The 21,036-nt window shown below is 53.3% G+C and carries 21 protein-coding genes; 9 read left to right on the top strand and 12 right to left on the bottom strand.

Annotated features, from left to right (window positions below):
• Positions 1-102: 102 nt before the first annotated feature.
• Entirely contained in the window at positions 103-1,173 is a 1,071-nt protein-coding gene (locus MVC73_RS03935) for a Xaa-Pro peptidase family protein (protein ID WP_297507174.1), read from the bottom strand.
• Between the two features lie 125 nt (positions 1,174-1,298).
• Between MVC73_RS03935 and MVC73_RS03930 the strand changes: the two genes are divergently transcribed.
• From MVC73_RS03930 to MVC73_RS03915, 4 genes are all read left to right on the top strand, one after another.
• Entirely contained in the window at positions 1,299-1,883 is a 585-nt protein-coding gene (locus MVC73_RS03930; RefSeq protein WP_297507119.1) for a 50S ribosomal protein L15e, read from the top strand.
• Between the two features lie 70 nt (positions 1,884-1,953).
• Positions 1,954-2,691: a hypothetical protein gene (locus tag MVC73_RS03925; RefSeq protein WP_297507116.1), complete on the top strand. Its 738-nt coding sequence runs from the start codon at positions 1,954-1,956 to the stop codon at positions 2,689-2,691.
• A gap of 171 nt (positions 2,692-2,862) precedes the next feature.
• Positions 2,863-3,318 carry an RNA-binding protein gene (locus tag MVC73_RS03920; RefSeq protein WP_297507171.1) on the top strand — a complete coding sequence of 152 codons (456 nt, stop codon included), beginning with the start codon at positions 2,863-2,865 and terminating at the stop codon, positions 3,316-3,318.
• Positions 3,315-3,974 carry a Ribonuclease P protein component 3 gene (locus MVC73_RS03915; protein WP_297507168.1) on the top strand — a complete coding sequence of 220 codons (660 nt, stop codon included), beginning with the start codon at positions 3,315-3,317 and terminating at the stop codon, positions 3,972-3,974. Before MVC73_RS03920 ends, MVC73_RS03915 begins: the two co-directional genes overlap by 4 nt.
• Here the strand turns inward: MVC73_RS03915 and MVC73_RS03910 are convergent.
• The 5 genes from MVC73_RS03910 to MVC73_RS03890 form a co-directional block, all read right to left on the bottom strand.
• Entirely contained in the window at positions 3,967-4,761 is a 795-nt protein-coding gene (locus MVC73_RS03910; RefSeq protein ID WP_297507113.1) for a hypothetical protein, read from the bottom strand. The two genes, MVC73_RS03915 and MVC73_RS03910, sit on opposite strands and share 8 nt — an antisense overlap.
• 198 nt (positions 4,762-4,959) lie before the next feature.
• Positions 4,960-6,288 (bottom strand): TrpB-like pyridoxal phosphate-dependent enzyme, encoded by a 1,329-nt coding sequence (locus MVC73_RS03905; RefSeq protein ID WP_297507110.1) that lies wholly within the window; start codon positions 6,286-6,288, stop codon positions 4,960-4,962.
• A 325-nt stretch (positions 6,289-6,613) separates the two neighbouring features.
• A complete protein-coding gene (locus tag MVC73_RS03900; RefSeq protein ID WP_297507107.1) occupies positions 6,614-7,402 on the bottom strand; it encodes a hypothetical protein in 789 nt (262 codons plus the stop codon).
• Positions 7,402-8,178: a hypothetical protein gene (locus MVC73_RS03895; RefSeq protein ID WP_297507105.1), complete on the bottom strand. Its 777-nt coding sequence runs from the start codon at positions 8,176-8,178 to the stop codon at positions 7,402-7,404. Before MVC73_RS03895 ends, MVC73_RS03900 begins: the two co-directional genes overlap by 1 nt.
• 11 nt (positions 8,179-8,189) lie before the next feature.
• Complete coding sequence (locus tag MVC73_RS03890; protein WP_297507102.1) at positions 8,190-8,636, bottom strand: hypothetical protein; 447 nt, start codon at positions 8,634-8,636, stop codon at positions 8,190-8,192.
• Between the two features lie 82 nt (positions 8,637-8,718).
• On the opposite strand from MVC73_RS03890, the gene nikR reads away from it, so the two are divergent.
• Together nikR and MVC73_RS03880 are read left to right on the top strand one after the other, a co-directional pair.
• A complete protein-coding gene (nikR, locus tag MVC73_RS03885; RefSeq protein WP_297507100.1) occupies positions 8,719-9,135 on the top strand; it encodes a nickel-responsive transcriptional regulator NikR in 417 nt (138 codons plus the stop codon).
• A gap of 49 nt (positions 9,136-9,184) precedes the next feature.
• On the top strand, positions 9,185-9,607 hold the full coding sequence (locus tag MVC73_RS03880) for an amino acid permease (RefSeq protein WP_297507098.1): 423 nt from the start codon (positions 9,185-9,187) through the stop codon (positions 9,605-9,607).
• Here the strand turns inward: MVC73_RS03880 and rqcH are convergent, their stop codons facing one another.
• A complete protein-coding gene (gene rqcH, locus MVC73_RS03875; protein WP_297507096.1) occupies positions 9,608-11,560 on the bottom strand; it encodes a ribosome rescue protein RqcH in 1,953 nt (650 codons plus the stop codon).
• Positions 11,561-11,684: 124 nt separating this feature from the next.
• Here rqcH and MVC73_RS03870 point away from each other — a divergent pair, with 124 nt between their 5' ends.
• Both MVC73_RS03870 and MVC73_RS03865 read left to right on the top strand, forming a co-directional pair.
• Positions 11,685-13,673: a 1,4-alpha-glucan branching protein gene (locus tag MVC73_RS03870; RefSeq protein ID WP_297507165.1), complete on the top strand. Its 1,989-nt coding sequence runs from the start codon at positions 11,685-11,687 to the stop codon at positions 13,671-13,673.
• Positions 13,674-13,723: 50 nt separating this feature from the next.
• Entirely contained in the window at positions 13,724-14,041 is a 318-nt protein-coding gene (locus MVC73_RS03865) for a P-II family nitrogen regulator (protein WP_297507094.1), read from the top strand.
• Here MVC73_RS03865 and MVC73_RS03860 read toward each other — a convergent pair.
• Both MVC73_RS03860 and MVC73_RS03855 read right to left on the bottom strand, forming a co-directional pair.
• Positions 14,038-14,772: an alpha-glucosidase gene (locus MVC73_RS03860; protein ID WP_297507092.1), complete on the bottom strand. Its 735-nt coding sequence runs from the start codon at positions 14,770-14,772 to the stop codon at positions 14,038-14,040. The genes MVC73_RS03865 and MVC73_RS03860 overlap by 4 nt on opposite strands.
• A 152-nt stretch (positions 14,773-14,924) precedes the next feature.
• The gene (locus tag MVC73_RS03855) at positions 14,925-16,484 is read right to left on the bottom strand and encodes a sodium-dependent transporter (protein WP_297507090.1); all 1,560 of its coding nucleotides are present in this window, start codon (positions 16,482-16,484) and stop codon (positions 14,925-14,927) included.
• Positions 16,485-17,067: 583 nt separating this feature from the next.
• Here MVC73_RS03855 and gdhA point away from each other — a divergent pair.
• Positions 17,068-18,333 carry a glutamate dehydrogenase gene (gene gdhA / locus MVC73_RS03850; RefSeq protein WP_297507087.1) on the top strand — a complete coding sequence of 422 codons (1,266 nt, stop codon included), beginning with the start codon at positions 17,068-17,070 and terminating at the stop codon, positions 18,331-18,333.
• Positions 18,334-18,385: 52 nt separating this feature from the next.
• Here the strand turns inward: gdhA and MVC73_RS03845 are convergent, their stop codons facing one another.
• The 3 genes from MVC73_RS03845 to MVC73_RS03835 are packed head-to-tail and all read right to left on the bottom strand — an operon-like array spanning position 18,386 to position 21,034.
• Positions 18,386-19,405, bottom strand: a complete 1,020-nt coding sequence (locus tag MVC73_RS03845) for a branched-chain amino acid ABC transporter permease (protein ID WP_297507085.1) — start codon at positions 19,403-19,405, stop codon at positions 18,386-18,388.
• Positions 19,402-20,307, bottom strand: coding sequence for a branched-chain amino acid ABC transporter permease (locus MVC73_RS03840; RefSeq protein ID WP_297507083.1), 906 nt, complete (start codon positions 20,305-20,307; stop codon positions 19,402-19,404). Before MVC73_RS03840 ends, MVC73_RS03845 begins: the two co-directional genes overlap by 4 nt.
• Positions 20,294-21,034, bottom strand: a complete 741-nt coding sequence (locus MVC73_RS03835) for an ABC transporter ATP-binding protein (protein WP_297507163.1) — start codon at positions 21,032-21,034, stop codon at positions 20,294-20,296. Before MVC73_RS03835 ends, MVC73_RS03840 begins: the two co-directional genes overlap by 14 nt.
• Positions 21,035-21,036 lie beyond the last annotated feature (2 nt).

The following is a 21,036-nucleotide window of genomic DNA, read 5'->3' as shown; positions in this document are numbered from 1 at the left end:
CGGTGAAATCAGTTACCGCTGAGATTACGGTGGAGAAGACACTCCCCCCTCATCGGCATCGGAAGCGGTAAAGACTTTGGGTATTTAAGGTTTTTGGAGGGCTCAGAGGATGACCAGCTCCCTCTCGGCCCTTGTCAGCCTCCTACCCCTACCGTCTATGACCGCCACGTCGTCCTCTATGCGAACCCCTCCAAGGCCAGGAACGTAAATTCCGGGCTCTATCGTGAAGGTCATGCCGTTCTCAAGGATTACCTCTCCGTCTGGCCCTATGTAAGGCTCCTCGTGGACGTCTAAACCAAGGCCATGCCCGGTTCTGTGGGTGAAAAATTTCCCGTAGCCGGCGTTTGCTATCGTCTCCCTCGCCACAGCATCCACGTCTTTCGCCTTTACACCGGTTTTAACGGCCCGGTAGGCCCTTTCCTGCGCCTCCCTTACAATTCCGTATATTTCCACCAGCCTCTCATCGGGCTTTCCCACCGCTATGGTTCTCGTTATGTCCGAGCAGTAGCCTCTCCACCTCGCTCCGAAGTCGAGGATTACCATGTCCCCCCGCCTAATCCGCCTGTTGCCGGGCTCGTGGTGAGGATTTGCGCCGTTTTTGCCGGAGGCCACTATAGGCTCGAAGGATATTCCATCCGAGAGCTCCCTTATGGCGAGCTCTATCTTAAGGGCTAACTCCCTCTCCCTCATCCCGAGGATGTCCCAGCTTAAGACCTCTTCAAAAACTCTGTCAACGACTCTGGAGGCGTGCTTCATAAGGTCTATTTCCTTCTCGTCCTTTCTCATCCTCATCTCCCTGATTACCGAGCTCAGTGGATGGAAGCTGAACTCCCCGAGCTTCATAATGCCAATCAACCAGTCCGCCCGCATGGTATCCTCAACAAGGATTTTTCCCGAGGAGAGTCCGAAATCCGCGAGAATCCACGCGAGCTTCTCGTAGGGGTTCTCACCGTCGCGCCAGAAGGTAACCGGGAAGTTTTTGACGACGTTCTCGTAGAGGGCCGGCGCTAGTAGGGAGTAGCTTCCATCGGCCGAAAGGGCGAGCAAAGTCAGCCTCTCGCCTGCTTCGTGGATTCTCAATCCGGTCAGGTAGTAGAAGTTTGAGCCGGGGCTTATAAGGGCTCCCTCAAAGCCCCTCTCTTTCATCAGTGGGATAAACCTGTCGAGGCGCACATGCTTCACCGCCCCAACTACTCCGCAACCCTTAAAAACTAATTCTCGAACTCGGCTCGACTTGGCGGGGCAAACCCGCGGGATGTTCCCGGAAGGGAGAACCACAAACGAGGAAGGTGAGCAAGATGGGTATGTACAAGTACATTAGGGAAGCCTGGAAGAGTCCCAAGAAGAGCTACGTCGGTGAGCTCCTCAAGAAGAGGATGATCCAGTGGAGGAGGGAACCGGTTGTTAAGAGAATCGAAAGGCCGACCAGGCTCGACCGCGCTCGCTCTCTCGGCTATCAGGCAAAGCAGGGCTACGTTATCGCTCGCGTCCGCGTGAGGAAGGGTGGAAGAAAGAGGCCCAGGTGGAAAGGCGGAAGGAAGCCGAGCAAGATGGGTATGGTCAAGTACTCGCCAAAGAAGAGCCTCCAGTGGATTGCCGAGGAGAAGGCAGCGAGAAAGTTCCCGAACCTTGAGGTTCTCAACTCCTACTGGGTCGGCGAGGACGGTATGTACAAGTGGTTCGAGGTCATTCTCGTTGACCCGCACCACCCGGTTATAAAGAGCGACCCGAAGATAGCCTGGATAGCTGGCAAGGCCCACAAGGGCAGGGTCTTCCGAGGACTTACCAGCGCTGGAAAGAGGAGCCGCGGCCTGCTCAACAAGGGCAAAGGCGCTGAGAAGGTCAGGCCCAGCATAAGGGCCAACAAGGGCAAGGGCAAGTGAATGGTTCGTATACTGTCCTAAGTTGGCCAGTTTTTGTTAAACTTTTTAAACTTCTTTCGGTACTTTATTGTTGAGTACGATGGGCAAAAAAGATAAATTAATTGAAGCGTACCAAGAATTTACGAGGTGGATTACTCCCGATATAATTGAGATTCTTCAGGTAGTGGCAGTTGATATTAGTAAGGGGACTAGGGCATTAGTAGTTTATCCCTCCGGCAAAGTTATGGAGGATATAATCAGAAAGTTTGATTCTCGTCTTTCAGGATATGGATTCTGTGGGTTGGAACATTTTAAGAGGGACAAAGGAGGCAAGACAGGAAGAGAAAAATATCTTGAAATTTTTGGGAATGTGTTATCATCTCATGAAGAAAAGTTTGTACATGTCAAAGCATACAGAAAGTCTGCAAAGCACGTTTTCCGTGATCATTTTTATTCATTTCTTAAGGCTGGGAACATGTTCATAGTTGATAAGAACTATCTTCCATGGATTAACATAGATGTTCTTAACATGTTATATCCCCATACAGAGATTATTGAAGAGATGAGATACTTCAAGTTATTCAACACCACAGATGGTCCAATTGTTGTAATTGCAGAGGATGTGATTCAAAGTAACTGTGACAATCCAGAATCTGAATCTTGTGAGTATGAATGTGAGTTTCCCGTAAACATTACATACAAAGGCTTTTTAATGTCTGATAATCTGGCTAATTTCTGCAGGCGTCTGTTGGAAGATTACAATAACATAGCTTCTGATAACTTGCGTTCGCTTAAAGAATTCGCTAAAACTCTTACTGTACGGAGGTAAAAGAACTAAAGCAACAGCCTGCCGGTCGGCATTCGCCCCACAGGGCAGGCCAGATGATTGCCGTTTTGGTTTTACATTATCCTTTTCTGTGTGGTCCTTAAAAGCATTTCGCTTTTGGCTGTCAATATCATATTTTTAAACCCTTTTTGTATATTCACTCCGGTGATAAAAATGACAAACCTAAAGGCCCACCACGTCAGGATTACCACGTTCATTCAGGCGACCGAGGACGAAGACAAGGTTCTTGAGGCGATAGCGACCTTCATCCCGGAGGAGATAGATGAGGAAGACGTTCTCCTAGATGTCAGCGAGACCACCGGCTTTTTTGGAAACTCCATTAAGGTCGTCAACGTCGAGATAAAAAGGAGCAGGGCAGTAAGAGCTTTTCTCAAACACTTCAAGGAACTGCTGAGCGAGGAGGACAAGAAATACATCCTCGAGCACCTCGACGAGAAGGTTGACGAGGAGGGAACCCTCTACGTTCGCTTCAACAAGCAGAAGGCATATCTCGGCGAAGCGGAAGTTGATGAAGGTCCCGACGTGATACAGGTTAAGATAAAGGTCAAGGCCTTCCCGATGAGGAAAGAGGCCGTAGTAAAAGCCGTGAGGGAGTGGCTGGAGGAATGACGGAGGAAAACCTTCCCCGCGACTACTTCGTCGAGATGGACGTCAGGAGCGAGGAGGCCTACGAGCTCGTGAGTGAGTGGTTCGATGAGGTGGTGTTCACCAGAAAGCTCGTTCTGAAGGATGAGCCCGAGTGGGGTGCCCTAAAGGATGAACTAAAGGAACTCAGGGAAAGATACGGGAAGGTTGCACTCCTGCTCGTTACCAAAAAGCCCAGTCTGATAAGGGAGGTGAAGCGCAGGAATCTAAAGGCCCTCCTCTACGTTCAGGGTGGCGACATGAGGGTCAACAGGATGGCGATAGAAGCCGGGGCAGACGCTTTGATAAGCCCCTGGCTCGGGAGGAAGGACACAGGCTTCGACCACACCTTAGCTGGAATGGCCTCAAGGAGAAACGTCGCGATAGGCTTCTCCCTTTCACCCCTTCTGAAGGCCAGCCCATACGAGAGAGCCTTAACTCTGCGCTTCATGATGAAGGTCTGGGAGCTCGTTAGGAAGTACCGCGTGCCGAGGTTTATAACGAGCTCGGCCGAGAGCAGGTGGGAAGTCCGCTCTCCGAGGGACTTGATGAGCCTCGGGATAAACATAGGGATGGAAATTCCAGAGGCCAGGGCGAGCTTGAACTTCTATCCAAGGAGGATTCTGTCAAAGCTTACCTGAACATTCTCCAGTTGATGTCTTCGTCTGTCCTCTGGAACGTCTCCACGTAGATCAGGTAATCCGTGGCATCCCGTGTAACTTCAGCTATCTCCTTTCCGAGCTCATCCCCCAGAGCAAGGGCCAGGGTGGCGCTTCTTTTATGGAACTCCGGGACGCTGGAGTTCGGATCCTTCATGAGAAAGCTCACCGCCTCTTTCAGCATTAAGCTTCTCCCAGATATTGTGTCGAGCATTTTTCCGAGGGTACTGCCCATCCACAGGGATAGGGAATCATAAGCGAGTTGATAGAGAGCTCCTATGTAGAACTGAAGCTTGCTTCCCTGCTCACTCCAGACCTCGTATTGGGTGAACGGGTTAGTCCCTTGGAGGCGTCTCAATATCTCGTCTAATATTAGTTTGGTGTTCCTGTGTATGTTGTCGAGGTACCTCTCCCCCGCTATAACACTCGCATCGTCGCCGGAAAACAGGGCCATCGAAGAAATTATTCCACCTAGGAAGGCGCCGTTTACGTTGAGGGGTATCTTCCTCCGGGGAGCTATCATAAGACTCTGCGCCGAGAGCATTTCCCAGGTAGCGATGTAAAACGGCCCGGTGAGTGGATCCACCATCGTGTCTTGGAGAACACCCTTGAGAACGTACAGAACGCCACTTTTAACGTTGAGCTCGCTGAGTGGATACAGAAGCCTTCGCTCGTTTGGAAGTTTAGAAAATGACCCAACGGGAACTATCTCAAGGGTCTGCCCCTCAACCCCGAGTCTGCTCTGAAGAGAGTTTAGATAAGAGTTCAAAACCCCTTTAAGGTTCCTTGAGAGCTCGTCAACGTTTTTCGAAATCAAAAAGGACCTAAGAAAGTTCGTCTCAACAGAGCGAGATGGAGGCTCTTTATCCATAGACAACCACCATTACGTTATATTCTCTCCACCCTCTAAAAAGCTTTTGAGCTCCCAGAAATTCAACTTTCCCGGGCATAAAAAGAAAAAGCCGGGTCAGGGCTCCTCTAAAGCAGGGAAGTAGTCGGGCTCGTAATCTTCAAGCTTTCCGTCGAGGTAGTCCTCGTAGCCCTGAAGGTCGAGCAGGCCGTGTCCACTGAGGTTGAAGAGTATGACTTCCTCTTTTCCTTCTTCCTTCGCCTTCAGTGCCCTGTCTATCGCTCCCTTTATTGCGTGTGCACTTTCTGGGGCTGGAATTATGCCCTCGGTCTTCGCGAAGAGCTCGGCCGCTTGGAAGACCTCGTTCTGGTGGTAGGCCACTGGCCTGACGATTCCGTGGTTTATCAGAACGCTGAGCGTTGGTGCTAAGCCGTGGTAGCGTAAACCGCCGGCGTGTATCGGCGGGACGTAGTAGGTGTGGCCCAAAGTGTGCATCTTCATCTTCGGAGTGTAGCCACCGGAATCGCCGTAGTCGTACTTGTAGACACCGCGCGTCATGGAGGGAGCGGCTTTAGGTTCAACCGCTATGAACTCGTACTCGGCTTTGCCGTCAAGGACTTCCTTCACGAACGGATATGCCAAGCCGGCGAAGTTGCTCCCGCCGCCGACGCAGCCGATTATAACGTCCGGTTCTTCAAACTCCCTCATCTGCTCTTTAGCTTCCAGCCCTATGACCGTCTGGTGCATGAGGACGTGGTTCAGCACGCTTCCGAGGGCGTAGCGGGCCTTTTCGTCTCTCAAAACGTCTTCAATGGCCTCGCTTATGGCTATACCCAACCCTCCGGGGTGGTTTGGATCTTCTGCCAAAAACTTCCGTCCGATTTCTGTCCTGTCGCTCGGGCTCGGGTAGATTTCCGCTCCGTAGAGGCGCATAATCGTCTTCCTGTAGGGCTTCTGCTGGTAGCTGGCGCGGGCCATGTAAACGCGAACCTTCAGGCCAAGGAGTGCTCCTGCTAAGCTCAAGGCAGTTCCCCACTGGCCCGCTCCCGTCTCTGTGACAAGCCTCTCGATTCCCTGCTTCTTGGCGTAGTAGGCTTGAGCCAATGCCGTGTTTATCTTGTGGCTTCCGGTTACCGTTGCACCCTCGAACTTGAAGTATATCCTCGCCGGCGTGCCGAGGGCCTTTTCAAGGTGCGTCGCCCGGAAGAGGGGGGTGGGCCTTCCAATCTTGGCGTAGAGCCTCCTGACCTCCGCGGGTATTTCGATGTAGCGCTCGTTGCTGACTTCCTGCTTTACCAGCTCGGCCGCGAAAATCCTGAGTAGCTTCTCGGGTTCAATCGGTTCGTTCGTCTCCGGGTCGAGGGGTGGCGCTAGAGGCTCCGGAAGGTCCGGCAAAATGTTGTACCACTTCTTCGGTATCTTCGAATCCGGAAGAACGGCTTTCATTCTAACACCTCCGTCTTGACTTCTTGAAGAAAAAGTCCCAAAAGCGAGGGAATAATGAGCGTGATGGCTAAACCGGAAAGTGGGGAGTTTAGCTCATCTCCAAAAACGAGCACCCTTCTCAGTTCAGGGCCAAAAGCAATCCCGCCCTTGAGATTGTGGGCTAAAGAGCTCCATTAAGGGGGCGCATATAAAGCCAAAAACGATCACTCCTGACTGTCATTGGGCATCGTAGTGCAGAACACTTCCCCATTTATATGTTTTTTGGGGATAAATTCGGTGCTCTGACGAAAAAGATGGGGAAAGTATGGAAAAATCCGTCCAAACGTCAGCCCTTTGGAGTCTCGGTGATAATCGAGAGAACCCTCTCAACGTCCGCCTTCCTCCCCTTCAGGACGATGAGGGCCCTGTATTGCCCGGCGTCGCTTTCTATGAACCTCAGACCCCTATCGGCTTTCCTGAGGAGGTATTTGGCGTACCTGACCTGGTCTTCCCTGGAGTATATCAGGATGAGCACCTGCACGCCGTCGCCCGTCTTGGCTTCGAAGGAGAACTTTGCGAGGTACCAGTCGGGGAGAGGCCCGCTCCAGTTGGCCTGCCCAATGGAAATACCGGCATCCATAAGCTCCTTTCCGAGGCCTATCGCCAGAACCTCAGCGGCCTTCCCTGGGCTCGGGGCACTCGCTATGAAGGATCCCGAGGGTCGTCCGCAGAGCCATTCCCTCCGGGTCTCGTTGAGGACGCCACTGGAGCTTCCCCTCACGGCCAAAAAGGTACTCCCGTTGTAGGCCACGTAGTAGGCCTTTCCTCCGGCCCTCTCCCAGAGGCTCCACTGGCACTCCGTTCCGCTCCAGTTCCCGGAGGACATGGAGTAGCCCAGATCCTGGAGCTCTGCTATGACTTCTCCATAAAGCTGGGGCGCGCTCCCGTTCTCGACCTTCAGGACTTCAGCGTTACCGGTCTTTTCCCAGCTCATATCTGTCAGAGCCGGCGGGTCGGTGAGGCCCCAGAGGGCGGGCTTTTCAACGGGTTTCACCTCGTCCCTTCCCCAGTAGTAGAGGGCAGACGCCAGAACCGCGATGGCTATGATGGCCCCGAGGACCCTCTTCATGCTCATCACCCGCACTCTCTGATTTCCTCCTCTTTCATAACGGACTCAAGGGCCCGGTAAAGGCGTTCGACATCGTAGGGGTCTCCCCTGAGGGAGAGGAGGGCAACGTAGCCGAGGGCATGGATGCAGGCACAGTCCTTCATGAAGGAGGAGGCGTAGCGGGCCTGCTCCTCGGTGCCGTAGATGAGGACAATGACCGTGACGTTCCCGGCCCTCAGCGTCCAGTTGGCGAGGCTCCAGTTCGGTGCTCCCCACTTCCACTCGCCCGGGAAAGCGAGGATACCGATCTTCTGAGAGGCCTCCCCTATGAGCGTCACAACATAGGCCAGCGCCTTCCCCGGGTCTGGCCCGATGATCCTCGTCTCGGCGCTTGGTTTCCCGCATCCGGAGTTCTCACCTATCCAGTCGAGTAGGTAGTTTACCTCTCCCCTGGCAACCCTTATCTTTTCCCCGGACAGCTCAACGTAGTAGAGCTCCTTTCCGGCCCACAGCGTCCATCTGCATTCACCGCTCCAGTTTCCGTAGACGGGGAAGTATCCTAGGGCCTTGAGCTGAAGGCTCAGCTCCTTCCACTTCTCGGCCGGGAGCGTTGCAATCTCGACTCCATCCTTCTCCTCCCACTCAGCCTCCTTCAGGATGGGTGGCTCGTCTATTGCCCAGAGGACGGGCCTTTTCACTCCCCTAACCTTCTCGCCTTCTTCACCCGGGACGAAGACGTTCAGAAGGGCGACGATGAGGACTGCCAGCACAACAAGGCTCACCATTCTTTCCCAGCTTTTCAATTTACCCACCCCTATGCCATCTCGGTCTGTTCGTAGGGGCTTTTTCCGGCCCGGTGCTTTGCCAGGAGGGAGAAGAAGAACTCCTTCAGCTCGGGTGACATGCCGTCGTCGAGGAGTATGTCCGCCTTTCCGGAGTACTTCCTCTCGGCCTCGGTTATGAGGGTCGCTATCTTGGGGGTCAGGTACTCAAGGAGAGCCCTTCCGAGCTCAAGGAACTCCTCCTCGTCGAGCTCCTCGTCGCTTTCAATCCCGATGTAGAGCACGAACCCCTTCATTTGAACGGCCAGCACGAAGTCATTGCCTGTAACCTCGAAGAAGGAGAAGTTATAGCCCTCGCTCGGGCTTCTTGCTATCAGGAGGCCCTTTATTGAGAGCGTTACCGGGGTTTCACCCAGCTCGAATATTAAATCCTCGGCAAACTCGCGCCTCGCTAGGGGATAGAGTTCGTTGAGCCTCATGGTGAGGCATTCGGATTGGGGGATAATAAGGCTTTTGGAACATCTTTTTAACTCCGGTGTGAATACTTACCTTGGTGGTGCTATGAAGATAGTCCGCTTTGGCGTCTCGGTTCCCGAGGAGTTGCTGGAACGCTTTGACAGGATAATCAAGGAGAGGGGCTACGTCAACAGGAGCGAGGCCATAAGGGACCTCATGAGGGACTTCATAGTGAGGCACGAGTGGGAGGTTGGGGACGCTGAAGTCGCTGGAACCATAACGATGCTCTACAACCATGATGAGGCCGATGTTGTGAAGGAACTCCTCGATTTACAGCACGACTACCTTGAGGAGATAATTTCGAGCATCCACGTCCACATGGACGAGCACAACTGCCTTGAGGTCGTCATCGTCAAAGGCAAGGCGAGCAGGATAAAGGAGATAGCGGACAGGCTTTTGAGCCTCAAGGGGGTTAAGCACGGAAAGCTCGTCATGACGGGAACCGGAAAGGAGCTCGTCTGAGGGGAAGGTTTAAAGCATCAAGGTCATCTAAATATGGGAGGGATTTACCATGAGGGTCGTCGGGTTCTTAGCTGCGGTTCTGGTGCTCTTCTCCTTCCTGATGCCCTGGTTCCAGACCCAGACCTGGTACGGAACCGAGCAGGTGACCATGATGGAGATTGCGAAGGGGCTCTACAGCAACGTCACCCAGATAGAGGAGACCGTGAAAGACCTCAGCCAGAGTCCCACCAACGCCTCGATGCTCTTCCTGTCCTACGTTGCTGGCGTTTCCCTGATACTCATCGGAGCTCTCTTCGGGCTCACCGGAGGCAGGGGAGGCCACCTCCTCGGGATAATAGGCATGGCCCTGCTCACTTACCCGATATTGACAACGACCGGCAAGGGGCTCTTCAACATCATCTCCTACGGATACATCGTCGGCGGAATTGGGTTCCTCATAGGCCTCGCTGGAGGCGGAAAGGGGAAGAAGTGATCAGCCGACCACCTCGGCTATCTCTCCCCCTCCGGGTGGAAGGATGGCGTTGAGGTCTTCCTCCCTAACCCGATAGCCCCACTTTTCGAGAATGGCTTTGATTTTCTTGACAAGCTCGCCCTTCTTAAGCCTGCCAGGCCTTATGACGATGTAGCGCTTTGTGTGGGCTTTTATCGCATCAACCGGCGCGCAGACGACGAAGTCCTCGCCCTCGTAGCTCACAACGCCAACTGCCAGCTTCAGGGGCAGTCCATGAAGCCAGTTCCTCTTTCCGTAGACCATGAATGCCCCTTTGCCTAGATATTCTCCACTCGGGGCCTGCTTCGTCACCTGCCCTGGATAGGCCCAGTAGGCGTCGGCCGAGTAGAGGCCCTGACTCCACGCCCTGCTCATCGAAACCGCGAACTGGCAGGCCTCGAAGATGGTTTTTTCACCTGCCTTCTGACCATCTTTAATGATGACGTGGGGGGCACCGTAGACGTCAGCGTGGCAGTAGAGGTCGTTATCGCTCATGTGTCTCTTTATCAGAATCTCGTTGGTGCTCGCGTCTTTACCGGCTAAAACCAGAAAGCCCTCACTCGAAACGAACCAGCGGAACTTCTCGAACCACTTCTTCTTTCTCCTCTCGATTTTCTTCACGTTGAGCTCCTTCTTCATCTCCTCCTCGATTAGCTTCTCAACCTCTTCTAACTTCCTTTTCGTATCTTCGTAGGCTTTGAGGGCCCCTTCATACTTGTGCCTGAACTTCTTGGCCTTCTCGTAGTAGAGCTCTGCATTCTCGCCGAGGCTTCTGTCGAGGTGAAGCTTCACTTTTTTCCCCTCAAGCTCGATCGTTACCGCCTTCTCCTTCGGGTCGATTCCCTTCACCATTAAGGCCACTCTGTTTCCAGCCTTCTTGCCCTCCTCGATTCTCTTCTTGAACTCATCCCAACCGAGCTTTTCCGTTGCCCTCTTGAACTCCTCAAGGAGGCGCTCAACCACAGAATAGTTCGCGTAAATTAGGTCGCCTATCTCCTGGTTCTCGTTCATTGCCTTCTCAAAGCCCTTGAGCATCTCCTCCTGCTTCTTGAGCGTCATTAAGAGCTGTCTCTTCTTGGCTTCGAGCTTCCTCGTCTGCTCTATTCTGGCCTTCTCAATCGTCAGCCTCCCAAAGTACTCATCAAGGGCCTCGCTGAAGGTGTTGAAGTACCTCTTCTCAAGTCCCTCATAGACCCTCAGCTCTATTGGAACGACGTCATGCATGTTCCCATCTTTGAAAACTATGTTCGGCCTTGGCTCGTCGTTGAAAGTGCTCAGCATGGCCTCGTAAACCCTCCTAAGGTCATCGTCGCTCAGCTCCCTAACTGGAGTTGTCTTCTCGAAGCCGGCCCTTATGGATATCTCCTCCGCGTAGAGGCCGCCCATGTTGAGCTTTCTGGCCAGAGCCCTGACCAGTTCAAGGTTTTCGTTCTCCCTCATGAGCTCAAGAAAGCGCTCGAACGAGACATCCAGAGGGTTCTCTCTCGCCGGCGGAAAGCGGTACTCGGCGTTGGGCTTTATGGCCCTGTCCCTGTACTCTTCATAGCGCAGGGCGGAGATGATTCTGTTCTCCGAGTCAACGAGGATGATGTTACCTCTCCTGAAGAGCTCGCCGATGAGGGTGTAGTTTCCAACCCTTATCTTCACAATCCTATCGAACTGGTGTTGCTCTATGGCATCTATGAAGCCCCCACCAAGGTACTTCCTGAGGAGCATGGTGAAGCTCGACGGCTGTTTTGGAGCTTCCTTGACGTAGCTCGTGAGGTGGAACCTCTTGCCAGCCTGAAGTATTAAATCGGCCCTCCCTTCCTTCGTGCGGAGCTTTATCCTTATCTCGTCCCCGTCGTGGTAAACCTTGTCAACGCGAGAACCAACCAGCCACTGGAGTTCCCTCACAACGTATCTTATGTCAACGGAGCTCATTTCTTCTTTCATCTTCCCACCCGGGTGAAGTTGGGCCGGGAGGTTATAAGCTTGAATGTCCATTTCTGTCACGGACGACACTTCCGGACGGGATAAAGTTAAATACGATGAGTATATAACACCCTCGGTGATACACATGATCGGATACTTCACGTTCGTACTGCACAGCCACCTGCCCTACGTTCGAAAACATGGGCGGTGGCCCTTCGGGGAGGAGTGGCTCTACGAGGCGATGAGCGAAAGCTACCTTCCACTACTCATGGAGTTCGAGCGACTCAAAGAATCTGGCGTCAGGTTCCAGATAGTGGTCAACATAACCCCCGTTCTCATGGAACAGCTGGCCGATGAATACCTGAAGGCAGAGTTTGAGAGGTACCTCCTCAGGAAAATAGAGAAGACGAGGGAAGATCTCGAATCTGGCAAATACTCAGAAAAGGCCGTTAAAGTTGTCCTTGAGCACTACGAGAAGGTTCTCTCCTACTGGAGGGCAATAAACGGCGATATCCTTGGGAAGTTCAGGGAGCTTCAGGAAGAAGGTTATGTGGAGGTCATAACTTCTCCAGCGACGCACGCCTACCTTCCCCTGCTCCTCAGGGACGAGGCGATAAGGGCGCAGATAGCCAACGGGATAGCGACTTACGAGAAGCACTTCGGGAAGAGGCCAGCGGGAATGTGGCTCTCGGAATGCGCCTACAGGCCCGCCGGCGAGTGGGAGCTTCCCGGCGGAAGGAAGGTTAAAAGACAAGGCATAGAGAAGTTCCTTGAGGAGTTTGGAATTAGGTACTTCTTCGTCGAGAGCAAGCTCATAGATGAGGGGCCTGTCTCAGCGGGTTACGGTGAGATACCGCCCTACAGCGGTGAGAAGAGCACCCTCAGGCCCTACTGGGTGAAAGGTTCGAACGTTGCCGTCTTCGCGAGGAACAGGGAGACCGGCCATCAGGTTTGGAGCGCCCACCACGGCTACCCCGGGGACTTCTGGTACAGGGAGTTCCACAGGAAGGCCCCCGAGAGCGGTGGGCAGTACTGGAGGATAACAGGAAAGGACGTGGAGCTTGGGAAGAAGGAGTTCTACGACCCCGATAAAGCGATGGAGCGCGTCGAGGAGCACGCGAGACACTTCATTGAGGGGGGAGGTGGTTTTCCGGGTGTCATAAACCTCCTGCGGGAGTTCGAAGAAAAAACGGGGGAGAAGGGCATAATAGTGGCCCCTTACGATACGGAGCTCTTCGGCCACTGGTGGTTTGAGGGAGTCAAGTGGCTCGGCAGGGTTCTTGAGCTGATGGCCGTTAGGGGGATAGAGACTGTTAGTCTCTCCCACTTCCTTGAGGAGTACTCTGGCAGAAAACACGAGATAGAGCTCCCCGAGGGTTCGTGGGGGGCTAACGCCGACCATTCGACGTGGTGGAACGATGAGACCGAGTGGACGTGGGAGCACGTTTACCGCGCCGAGGAGAGGATGGTCGCCATAGCCAGCAAGTTCTACGGGCGGGACTACAGTGTAAACCGTGCCATAGGCCAGCTCGCGAGGGAGCTGATGATCCTTGAGGGAAGTGACTGGCAGTTCTTAATAACCACCGGGCAGGCCAAGGAGTACGCCAAGAGGCGCATCTTGATTCACAGCAGGGACTTCCACAGGCTGGCCAACGAGCTGGTAAGGTACGTTAAGACAGGGGAGTTCGATGAGGAGCTTCTCGAAGGGCTTGAAGAGCGCGACAACCCCTTCAGGCCGGTGATAGTTGAGCACTACGTCAGCGAGAACCCGCCGGAGCTTGAGGAGTACGTCGAGCCCCCGGAGGTGCCCCCGGAGAAGGTCGAGAAGACTCCTAGGGTAACGGAAGAGAGGGCCTACTCAACGGCCATAGCCGTTGAGAGAGTCGCCAAAAGGGAGAAGAAGAGGGCCGAGAGGGCACCTAAGGTCAAGAAGAAGCTGAGCGCCAGGAAGGAGAAAAGCAAGGAAAGCGACCTGCTCTCGATAAAGGGCATAGGGCCAAAGACCCTTGAGAAGCTAAAGAAGGCAGGAGTTCAGACCATCGAAGACCTCAAGGGGGCAGACCTTGAGGAGCTGGCGAAGAAGACCCGGATTTCGATAAAGCGCCTCAGGAAGTTCGTCGAGCAGGTGCTTTGATTTTCGAAACCCTTTTCTTAACTTCCTTCATATATTTTACGTGGTGCCCCATGAAGAAGGTCGAGGCCATTATAAGGCCCAAAGATTTTGACAGGGTGAAGAGCGCCCTCAAGCAGATGGGAATAGTTCCTCTAACGGCCTATCCTGTGCAGGGAAGGGGAGTGCAGGGTGGGGTTCCTCCCTATGACCTTCTCCCCAAGATCAAGATTGAGGTCGTCGTTAAGGACGAGGACCTTGAAAAGGTCGTCAAGACGATAGCGGACGTTGCAAGAACCGGAACCCCCGGGGATGGAAAGATATTCGTGATCCCCGTCGAGGACGCGATAAGGATAAGAACCGGGGAGAAGGGCAATGAGGCCCTCTACTAAAGGAAAGCGTGTCTGTGCCTGTAAAGGCCTATCGCTGCGTCTATGATCAGGTAGAGCTCAACCGCCGAGAGCAGTAGCAGGAAGACGAGGTATCCCTGTGCAAAGGAAGTGCTCTTGCCCAGATGTTCCGCTATTTCTCTTATCGTTTCCGGGCTCTGGAGGGCCCTCAGGGAATAGCTCAGGGCCATGGCGCCGACTATCACCGGTATCGGTATCGCCGAATACGCCAGCAGAAGGCCGGTGTAGCCCCTTCTCTGGAGGGAGAGCATCGAGAGTATTATCGGTATCGCGAGTATCAGCGCGGTTATCGCGAGGAACTGGTTCAGGTAAAAGCCCGTGAGCACGAAGAAAGCCGTCATTCCGAAGAGGTACTTCCGGTAAACCCTCTTCAGTTCCTTCATCTTCTCTGGAATGAAATCGTACTCGGCCGAGCGGGAGTAGAGGAGCAATCTATCTGCGAGCTTTAGGTACTTCTTCTTCCCTTCCCTTTCAATCGCCTTGTCAGTGCTCATCGTCTTGAACTCCTTAGCCTTCTTGTAGAAGAACTCCGCCAGTTCGTCGTTCTCTTTGCTTATCCTCTCCGCCAGCTCCCTGAAATTCCTTGAGGCGGTCTCAATCTTTTTCCTTACCCTTTCCCTCTCCCTCTCGCTGAGGGCCTTCAATCGGTCTATTCTTTCGAGCGTGGACTCAAGAACGTCCGCTGTGTCAAGAAGAATCTCCCTGCTCTTCACTTTATCCCCTCCGGAAAGGTAAAAAGAAGAGGGTTTAAGACCCTTGTGCCTTCTCGGCCTTGAGGAGCCTTCCAATGCTCCAGCCCATAAGGGCGAAAATAACGAGCCAAGCGGAGAGCATGTAGATGACCCAGCTTCCCATTGCCATCACCTCAGACCCTTATGATTACTTCGTTCTTCTCCAGCTCCTCGCCGTACTTCCTCTTGATGGAGTAGTAGCTCTCAATGAATCCAATAATCCACATGACGATTATTGCCGTCCACGGTGCGATACCGATCCTTCCGCTTATGAAGCCCTTGAAGGTTCCGACCAGCGGTAGCAGGAGGAGTATTGGTGCTATGTAGAGGATTATTGGCTTGTACCAGCCGGGAACTTCCATCCATGCACCCTCGTGGAGCTCCTTCCAGAAGTTGTCGGGCTTGAAGAGGTACACTGCAACGATGATGTCAAACAGCGCCAGCAGTGTCAGCTGGAAGCTGACCCACGCGTCAACCTGGTCCATGTAACCGCTGATGTAAACGACCGGCAGTCCCATTATGAAGTATATGAGGAAGACTACCCATGTGCCTATGCTCCTCTTGATGTTGAGGTCCTCCTCAAGCAGGGCCACAAGATAGTTGTACATTGCTATGGCCGATGTGAAGCCCGCGAACCAAAGCAGGAGGAACCATAGTGCACCGAAGAACTTACCAGCGTCGCCCATGCTTACGAAGACGTTTGGCAGGCTGGTGTATGAGAATCCGAGACCGAACTTGTGGCCGATCCATGCGAGGGCCTCGTTCTTGCCCTTGGCGAGGACATCGGACGGGACTATCTTGGGGGCGTAGGCGGTAGCGAGCGGTATGGCTATTGAACCACCGAGAACCACTTCGGCGAACTCGTTGAGCGAAACCGTTGCGAGACCGCTGAGGGCAACGTCATCCTTTGGGCCGAGATAGCTTGCGTAATTCTGGATGATACCCATACCGAGCGAGAGGGTGAAGAATATCTGCCCAGTCGCAGCGAGCATGACGTCCCAGAGGTGCGCACTGAGGTAGCTCCAGTTCGGGCTCCAGATGAACTTGAATCCGTCGATGGTGCTCCAGTTGGGGTCTATTGGTGAGCCCAGGACGAAGATGTAGCCGACCATTATGATTGCGAAGATGTAGAGCAATGGCATCATTACCTTGACCCATCTCTCGATACCCTTGCTGACACCTTGGCCGACCGCTATCGCCAGCAGGACAACGGTTATGCCCCAGAACAGGAACACCTCACCATGGTTGCTGAGGTAGTTGCTGAAGAACTGGCCGGTGTTGGTTCCGAAGTATGCCCCTGTTATGCTGAACCACGAGTAAGCTGCCGACCAGCCGATGAGGTGCAGGTAGTAGCTGTTGAGCAGAACGGTTAAGCTGAAGGCCAGCATACCGCTGATGACACCCCACCAGAGGGCGCTCCTCGGCTTGAGGCTCTCCCTGGCCATGAGGTAGTATGTTGGACCGAGAGTACCGTGGCCATACCTTCCACCGTAGCGACCGGCGACCCACTCAATCCACATCACTGGAATACCTAGGAAGAACAGCGCTATGAAGTACGGCACCATGAAGGCGCCGCCGCCGTTCTGGGCGACCTGTGTTGGAAACCTGACGAAGTTACCAAGGCCGACGGCGTTACCGGCCATGGCAAGAATCAAACCGATCTTGGTCGCCCATTGATCCCTCTGGGCTTCCATTTCGGATCACCTCCGAGCTTCTTGGGTTCTTAACATCTCATTGTTGCCCAAGATATGGGCACTATGTATTGAGGCATGCATCCTATAAAAAGCTTTTTGGTCGGTATTTTCGACGAAAGACGATTTACCCCAGCACCGATTGGGTGAAGGGCCTTTCTTGTCATTTTTTCAATCTGACGATGTAAAACCCTTCTCTTTCCTTCATTTTGACAAATGAACGCCAACCCGTTTCAAAAAATGCCAATGGAGGGAACAGGCGAAAGTCTTTTTAAAAGGCTTTTATAGAGTCCAAGGGCCCGATGACTGGAACGTGAGTGAGCTGATAGATGATGACCGACTTCTCGCTGAGGGCCCAATTAAATGTTCATTGACGGATTTTTAAGTCCACTGATGTCCAGAAAATTTTGAATGTACATTGCTCCTTTTGGCCTAAAATTTCAGGAGAACTTTTTATTCCTTCGAAAATTTGTGGTAAAAACTTTTTGTTGGAAACTAAGCGTTCTCCTTTCTCCTTTCCCGAAAGGTTTATATATGCAAAGGTCGTAACGGATATCGCAGATTACCGAAACTTGAGGTGATACATATGGTTGAGATGGACCCCTTTGAGATGGCCATCCAGCAGCTTGAGAGGGCCGCCCAGTTCATGGACATAAGCGAAGAGGCTCTCGAATGGCTCAAGAGGCCCATGAGGATTGTTGAGGTTAGCGTTCCCGTCGAGATGGACGACGGTTCTGTTAAGGTTTTCACCGGTTTCAGGGTTCAGCACAACTGGGCCCGCGGGCCGACCAAGGGTGGTATAAGGTGGCACCCGGAGGAGACCCTCAGCACCGTTAAAGCTCTGGCAACTTGGATGACTTGGAAGGTCGCTGTTATGGACCTCCCCTACGGTGGCGGTAAGGGAGGCATAATCGTTGACCCGAAGAAGCTCTCCGAGAGAGAGCAGGAGAGGCTCGCGAGGAGCTACATAAGGGCCATCTACGACGTTATTGGCCCCTGGACCGACATCCCGGCTCCAGACGTTTACACCAACCCAAAGATAATGGCCTGGATGATGGACGAGTACGAGACCATAATGAGGCGCAAGGGCCCGGCCTTCGGTGTCATAACCGGCAAGCCACCCGGAGTTGGCGGTATCGTCGCCAGAATGGACGCAACCGCTCGCGGTGCCGCTTTTGCCATACGCGAAGCTGCTAAGGCCCTCGGCTGGGACGGCCTCAAGGGCAAGACCATAGCCATACAGGGCTATGGTAACGCCGGCCACTTCCTCCACAAGATCCTCAGCGAGGAGTTCGGCATGAAGGTAGTCGCGGTAAGCGACAGCAAGGGCGGTATCTACAACCCTGACGGACTTCCACCCGCTGAGGAAGTCCTCAAGTGGAAGAGGGAGCACGGCTCGGTCAAGGATATGCCCGGAACCCAGAACATAACCAACGAAGAACTTCTTGAGCTCGACGTTGACATCCTCGCTCCTGCAGCAATAGAGGAGGTCATCACCGAGAAGAACGCCGACAACGTCAAGGCCAAGATTGTTGCCGAGGTTGCCAACGGACCTGTTACTCCAGAGGCCGACGAGATACTCTACGAGAAGGGCATCCTCCAGATTCCGGACTTCCTCTGTAACGCCGGTGGCGTTACCGTCAGCTACTTCGAGTGGGTTCAAAACATCAACGGCTTCTACTGGACGGTTGAAGAGACTAGGAAGAGGCTCGATGACAAGATGACTAGGGCCTTCTGGGACGTCTTCAACACTCACAAGGAGAAAGGCATCCACATGAGGGATGCAGCCTACGTCGTCGCTGTCAGCAGGGTCTACGAGGCCATGAAGCACCGTGGATGGGTGAAGAAGTGATCTTCTTTCTTTTCTAAACTTTTGCCTGAATAAATATAAAGGGGATAAAAACTCATCCCCTCTTTTTCAGCGGTTCCGTTCTTATCATTCCCTCTCTTATCAGGCCCTCCGGCCTGTAGTAGAGTATCAGCAGGGCTATTATACCAAAGAGCACGTACTCAAGCCACACCGGTTCAAAGGGCAGGTGAAGCAGTGCCGATATCTGGAACTTGTAGGTTTCTATGAGCACCTTGAGGGCAACGAAGAGCGTCGTTCCAAGGATTACGCCCCTGTTGTTGCCCCTTCCACCGAGTAAAAGCATGATAAATGGGTAGAACGTCCACTCAACCCTTGAGAAGGAACTGCTTATCAGGTTGAGGGCGTGGAAGCCGTAGAGGACTCCAGCCAAAGCCGCTATTCCTGAGCCTATGACCGAGGCGTTTATCCTTATCTCCATCAGGTTCCTCCCGAAGGCAAGTACCACCGTCTCGTTCTCCCTGTGGGCCTTCAAAAGCCTTCCGAAGGGAGTATTTAGGAATCTCTCTGCAAAGAGGTAAACCAGCAACGCTAGGGACAGGGTTATCCCGATAAACGTCCACTCCCTTGAGTTGCCCGAGAGAAATGCCAAGGGATCCGGAACCGATGTTCCGTAGTAGCCGCCCATCAGCGATGGCGTGTAGTAGGCTATCATGAAGGTTACCTCTGCTATCGCCAGGAGGGTCATTCCGAGGTAGTCCTCGCGAAGACGCGAGCTGGGTAGTATAAAAACTGCCCCCATTGCCATCCCAAGAACGAACGCTAAAGCTAGGGAAACTAGGAGGTAGGCTATGCCATACGCGGGATGGGCGGCGAAAATATCGTCCGCCTTTGCAACGAGGTCCGTGGTTCCGGTTATGAGGTCACCGCTTACCCCGAGAATCTTCATAAGTATCCTGTTCAGTATTCCGCCGACGGCTATTGCCCCTATAATTACCGCGAAGTGCCTTCCGAAGTTCGGTATTCCGGTGTAGCCGTACTCAATGTTGAGGCTTATGTTCACTATCGCGTAGATTCCAATCCACACTAGGATGAGCTGGAGAACCTCGGATATCATCCTACCAGCCTCCTCCAGAGCTTTGTGCCAGTTATCCCCTCGGGCAGGAGGAGAAGGACGACCACCATTATGAGGAGGGAAACAACTTTACCGTAAACCAGAACCCCCGTTCCAGCTATGTCAGACAGTCCATAGGTAACGAGCGACTCCGAAAAGCCTATGATGTAGCCTCCTATCAAGCCCCCCGCTATGTTCCTCAGCCCGCCGACTATGCTCGCCGCGAAGACGGAAACGATTATGAAGCCTCCCGTTCCGGGAACAGTTTCCTGGAGGAAAGGTAATACCGCCCCCACCATCCCCGCAACTGCTGCCGCTAAAAACCACGAGAACAATCTTGTGGTTTCTACGTCTATTCCCATTGCCTCAGCTAAGGCTGGGTTTTCCATCGAGGCCCTGAGCGCTATTCCAAACTTTGTTTTGTAGAGCAGGACGTAGAGGCCGATGAGAGTAGCAAGGACGAGAGCAGTTGAGGTCACAACCCTTCCCGGAATGCTTCCCATAGTGAAGTCTATGTCCGTGAAGACGAACTTGCTCGCGTTTCTCTTGAAGGCGTCGCTCAAAAAATCCGAGTAAGCCCCGAGAAATCCATAGAGGATTATGTCGATGGCGAGCGTTGCCATCATCAGCATGTCCACGGAGGCGCCTTTCCTTATGAGAGGCCTTATTGTGAGCAGGTAAACAGCAGTTCCAACGAGTCCGCCGACAATGAAGGCAGGAATCACGGCCAGATAGGGGTTGAGGCCATAGGCGACGAGCAGGGTGTAAGCCAAGTAAGAGCCTATCACCGCGAAGGAACCGTGGGCAAAGTTCGGAACGGCCGTGGTTATGTAGGTAAGCGTTAATCCCAGAGCCAATAGAGCGAGTAAATTGGCGTAGGTTAAAGCCCCCTCAAACACTCCCATCCTCTACCACCTCCAGCTCTTCAACAACGCCGAGGAAGTGCTTTCTGAACTTCTCCTCTGTCAGGAGAGGTTTCGGGCTGCCTTCATAGAACACCCTTCCGCTGACGAGCATGTATGCCCTGTCGCTTATCTCAAGGGCCTTCATAGCGTTCTGTTCGACGAGGAGAACCGTTATGCCGTGGTCGTCCCTCATCTCAAGGATTTTTGAGAATATGACGTCGGCAAGCTTTGGAGCGAGCTGTGCGGTTGGCTCGTCGAGGAGCAGGAGCTCGCTGTTCCTGACTATTGCCGTCGCCATTGCCAGAAACTGCCTCTGGCCGCCGCTCAGGTTCCCCGCTTTCCTGTCGAGTATCTTTTTCAGATCTGGAAAAACCGAGAGGGCCACCTCAAGTCTCTCCCGAAACTCATCCTCGCTCAGTATATAGCCAGCCATCTTGAGGTTCTCCATCACGGTTAAGTTGGTAAAGACGTTGTTCGTCTGGGGCAGGTAGGCCATTCCCATTCTAGTTCTCTTAAAGGGGGGAAGCCCCGTGATGTCCCTCCCTTTGAACCTAATTGAGCCCGAATAAACGGTCGTCAGCCCAAAGACCGTTTTCAGGAAAGTCGATTTCCCCGAGCCGTTTGGGCCGACTATCGTGGTTATCTTGCCCTTCTCGGCCTTCAAATCAATATCAAAGAGTATCTGGAGCTTTCCGTAGCCGGCGTTAACCTTCTCCACCTCAAGCATCC

Source organism: Thermococcus sp. (genome assembly GCF_027052235.1).
GTDB lineage: Archaea > Methanobacteriota_B > Thermococci > Thermococcales > Thermococcaceae > Thermococcus.
Note: the sequence above shows the minus strand (reverse complement) of the source record. Positions and strands in the feature narration are given on the sequence as shown.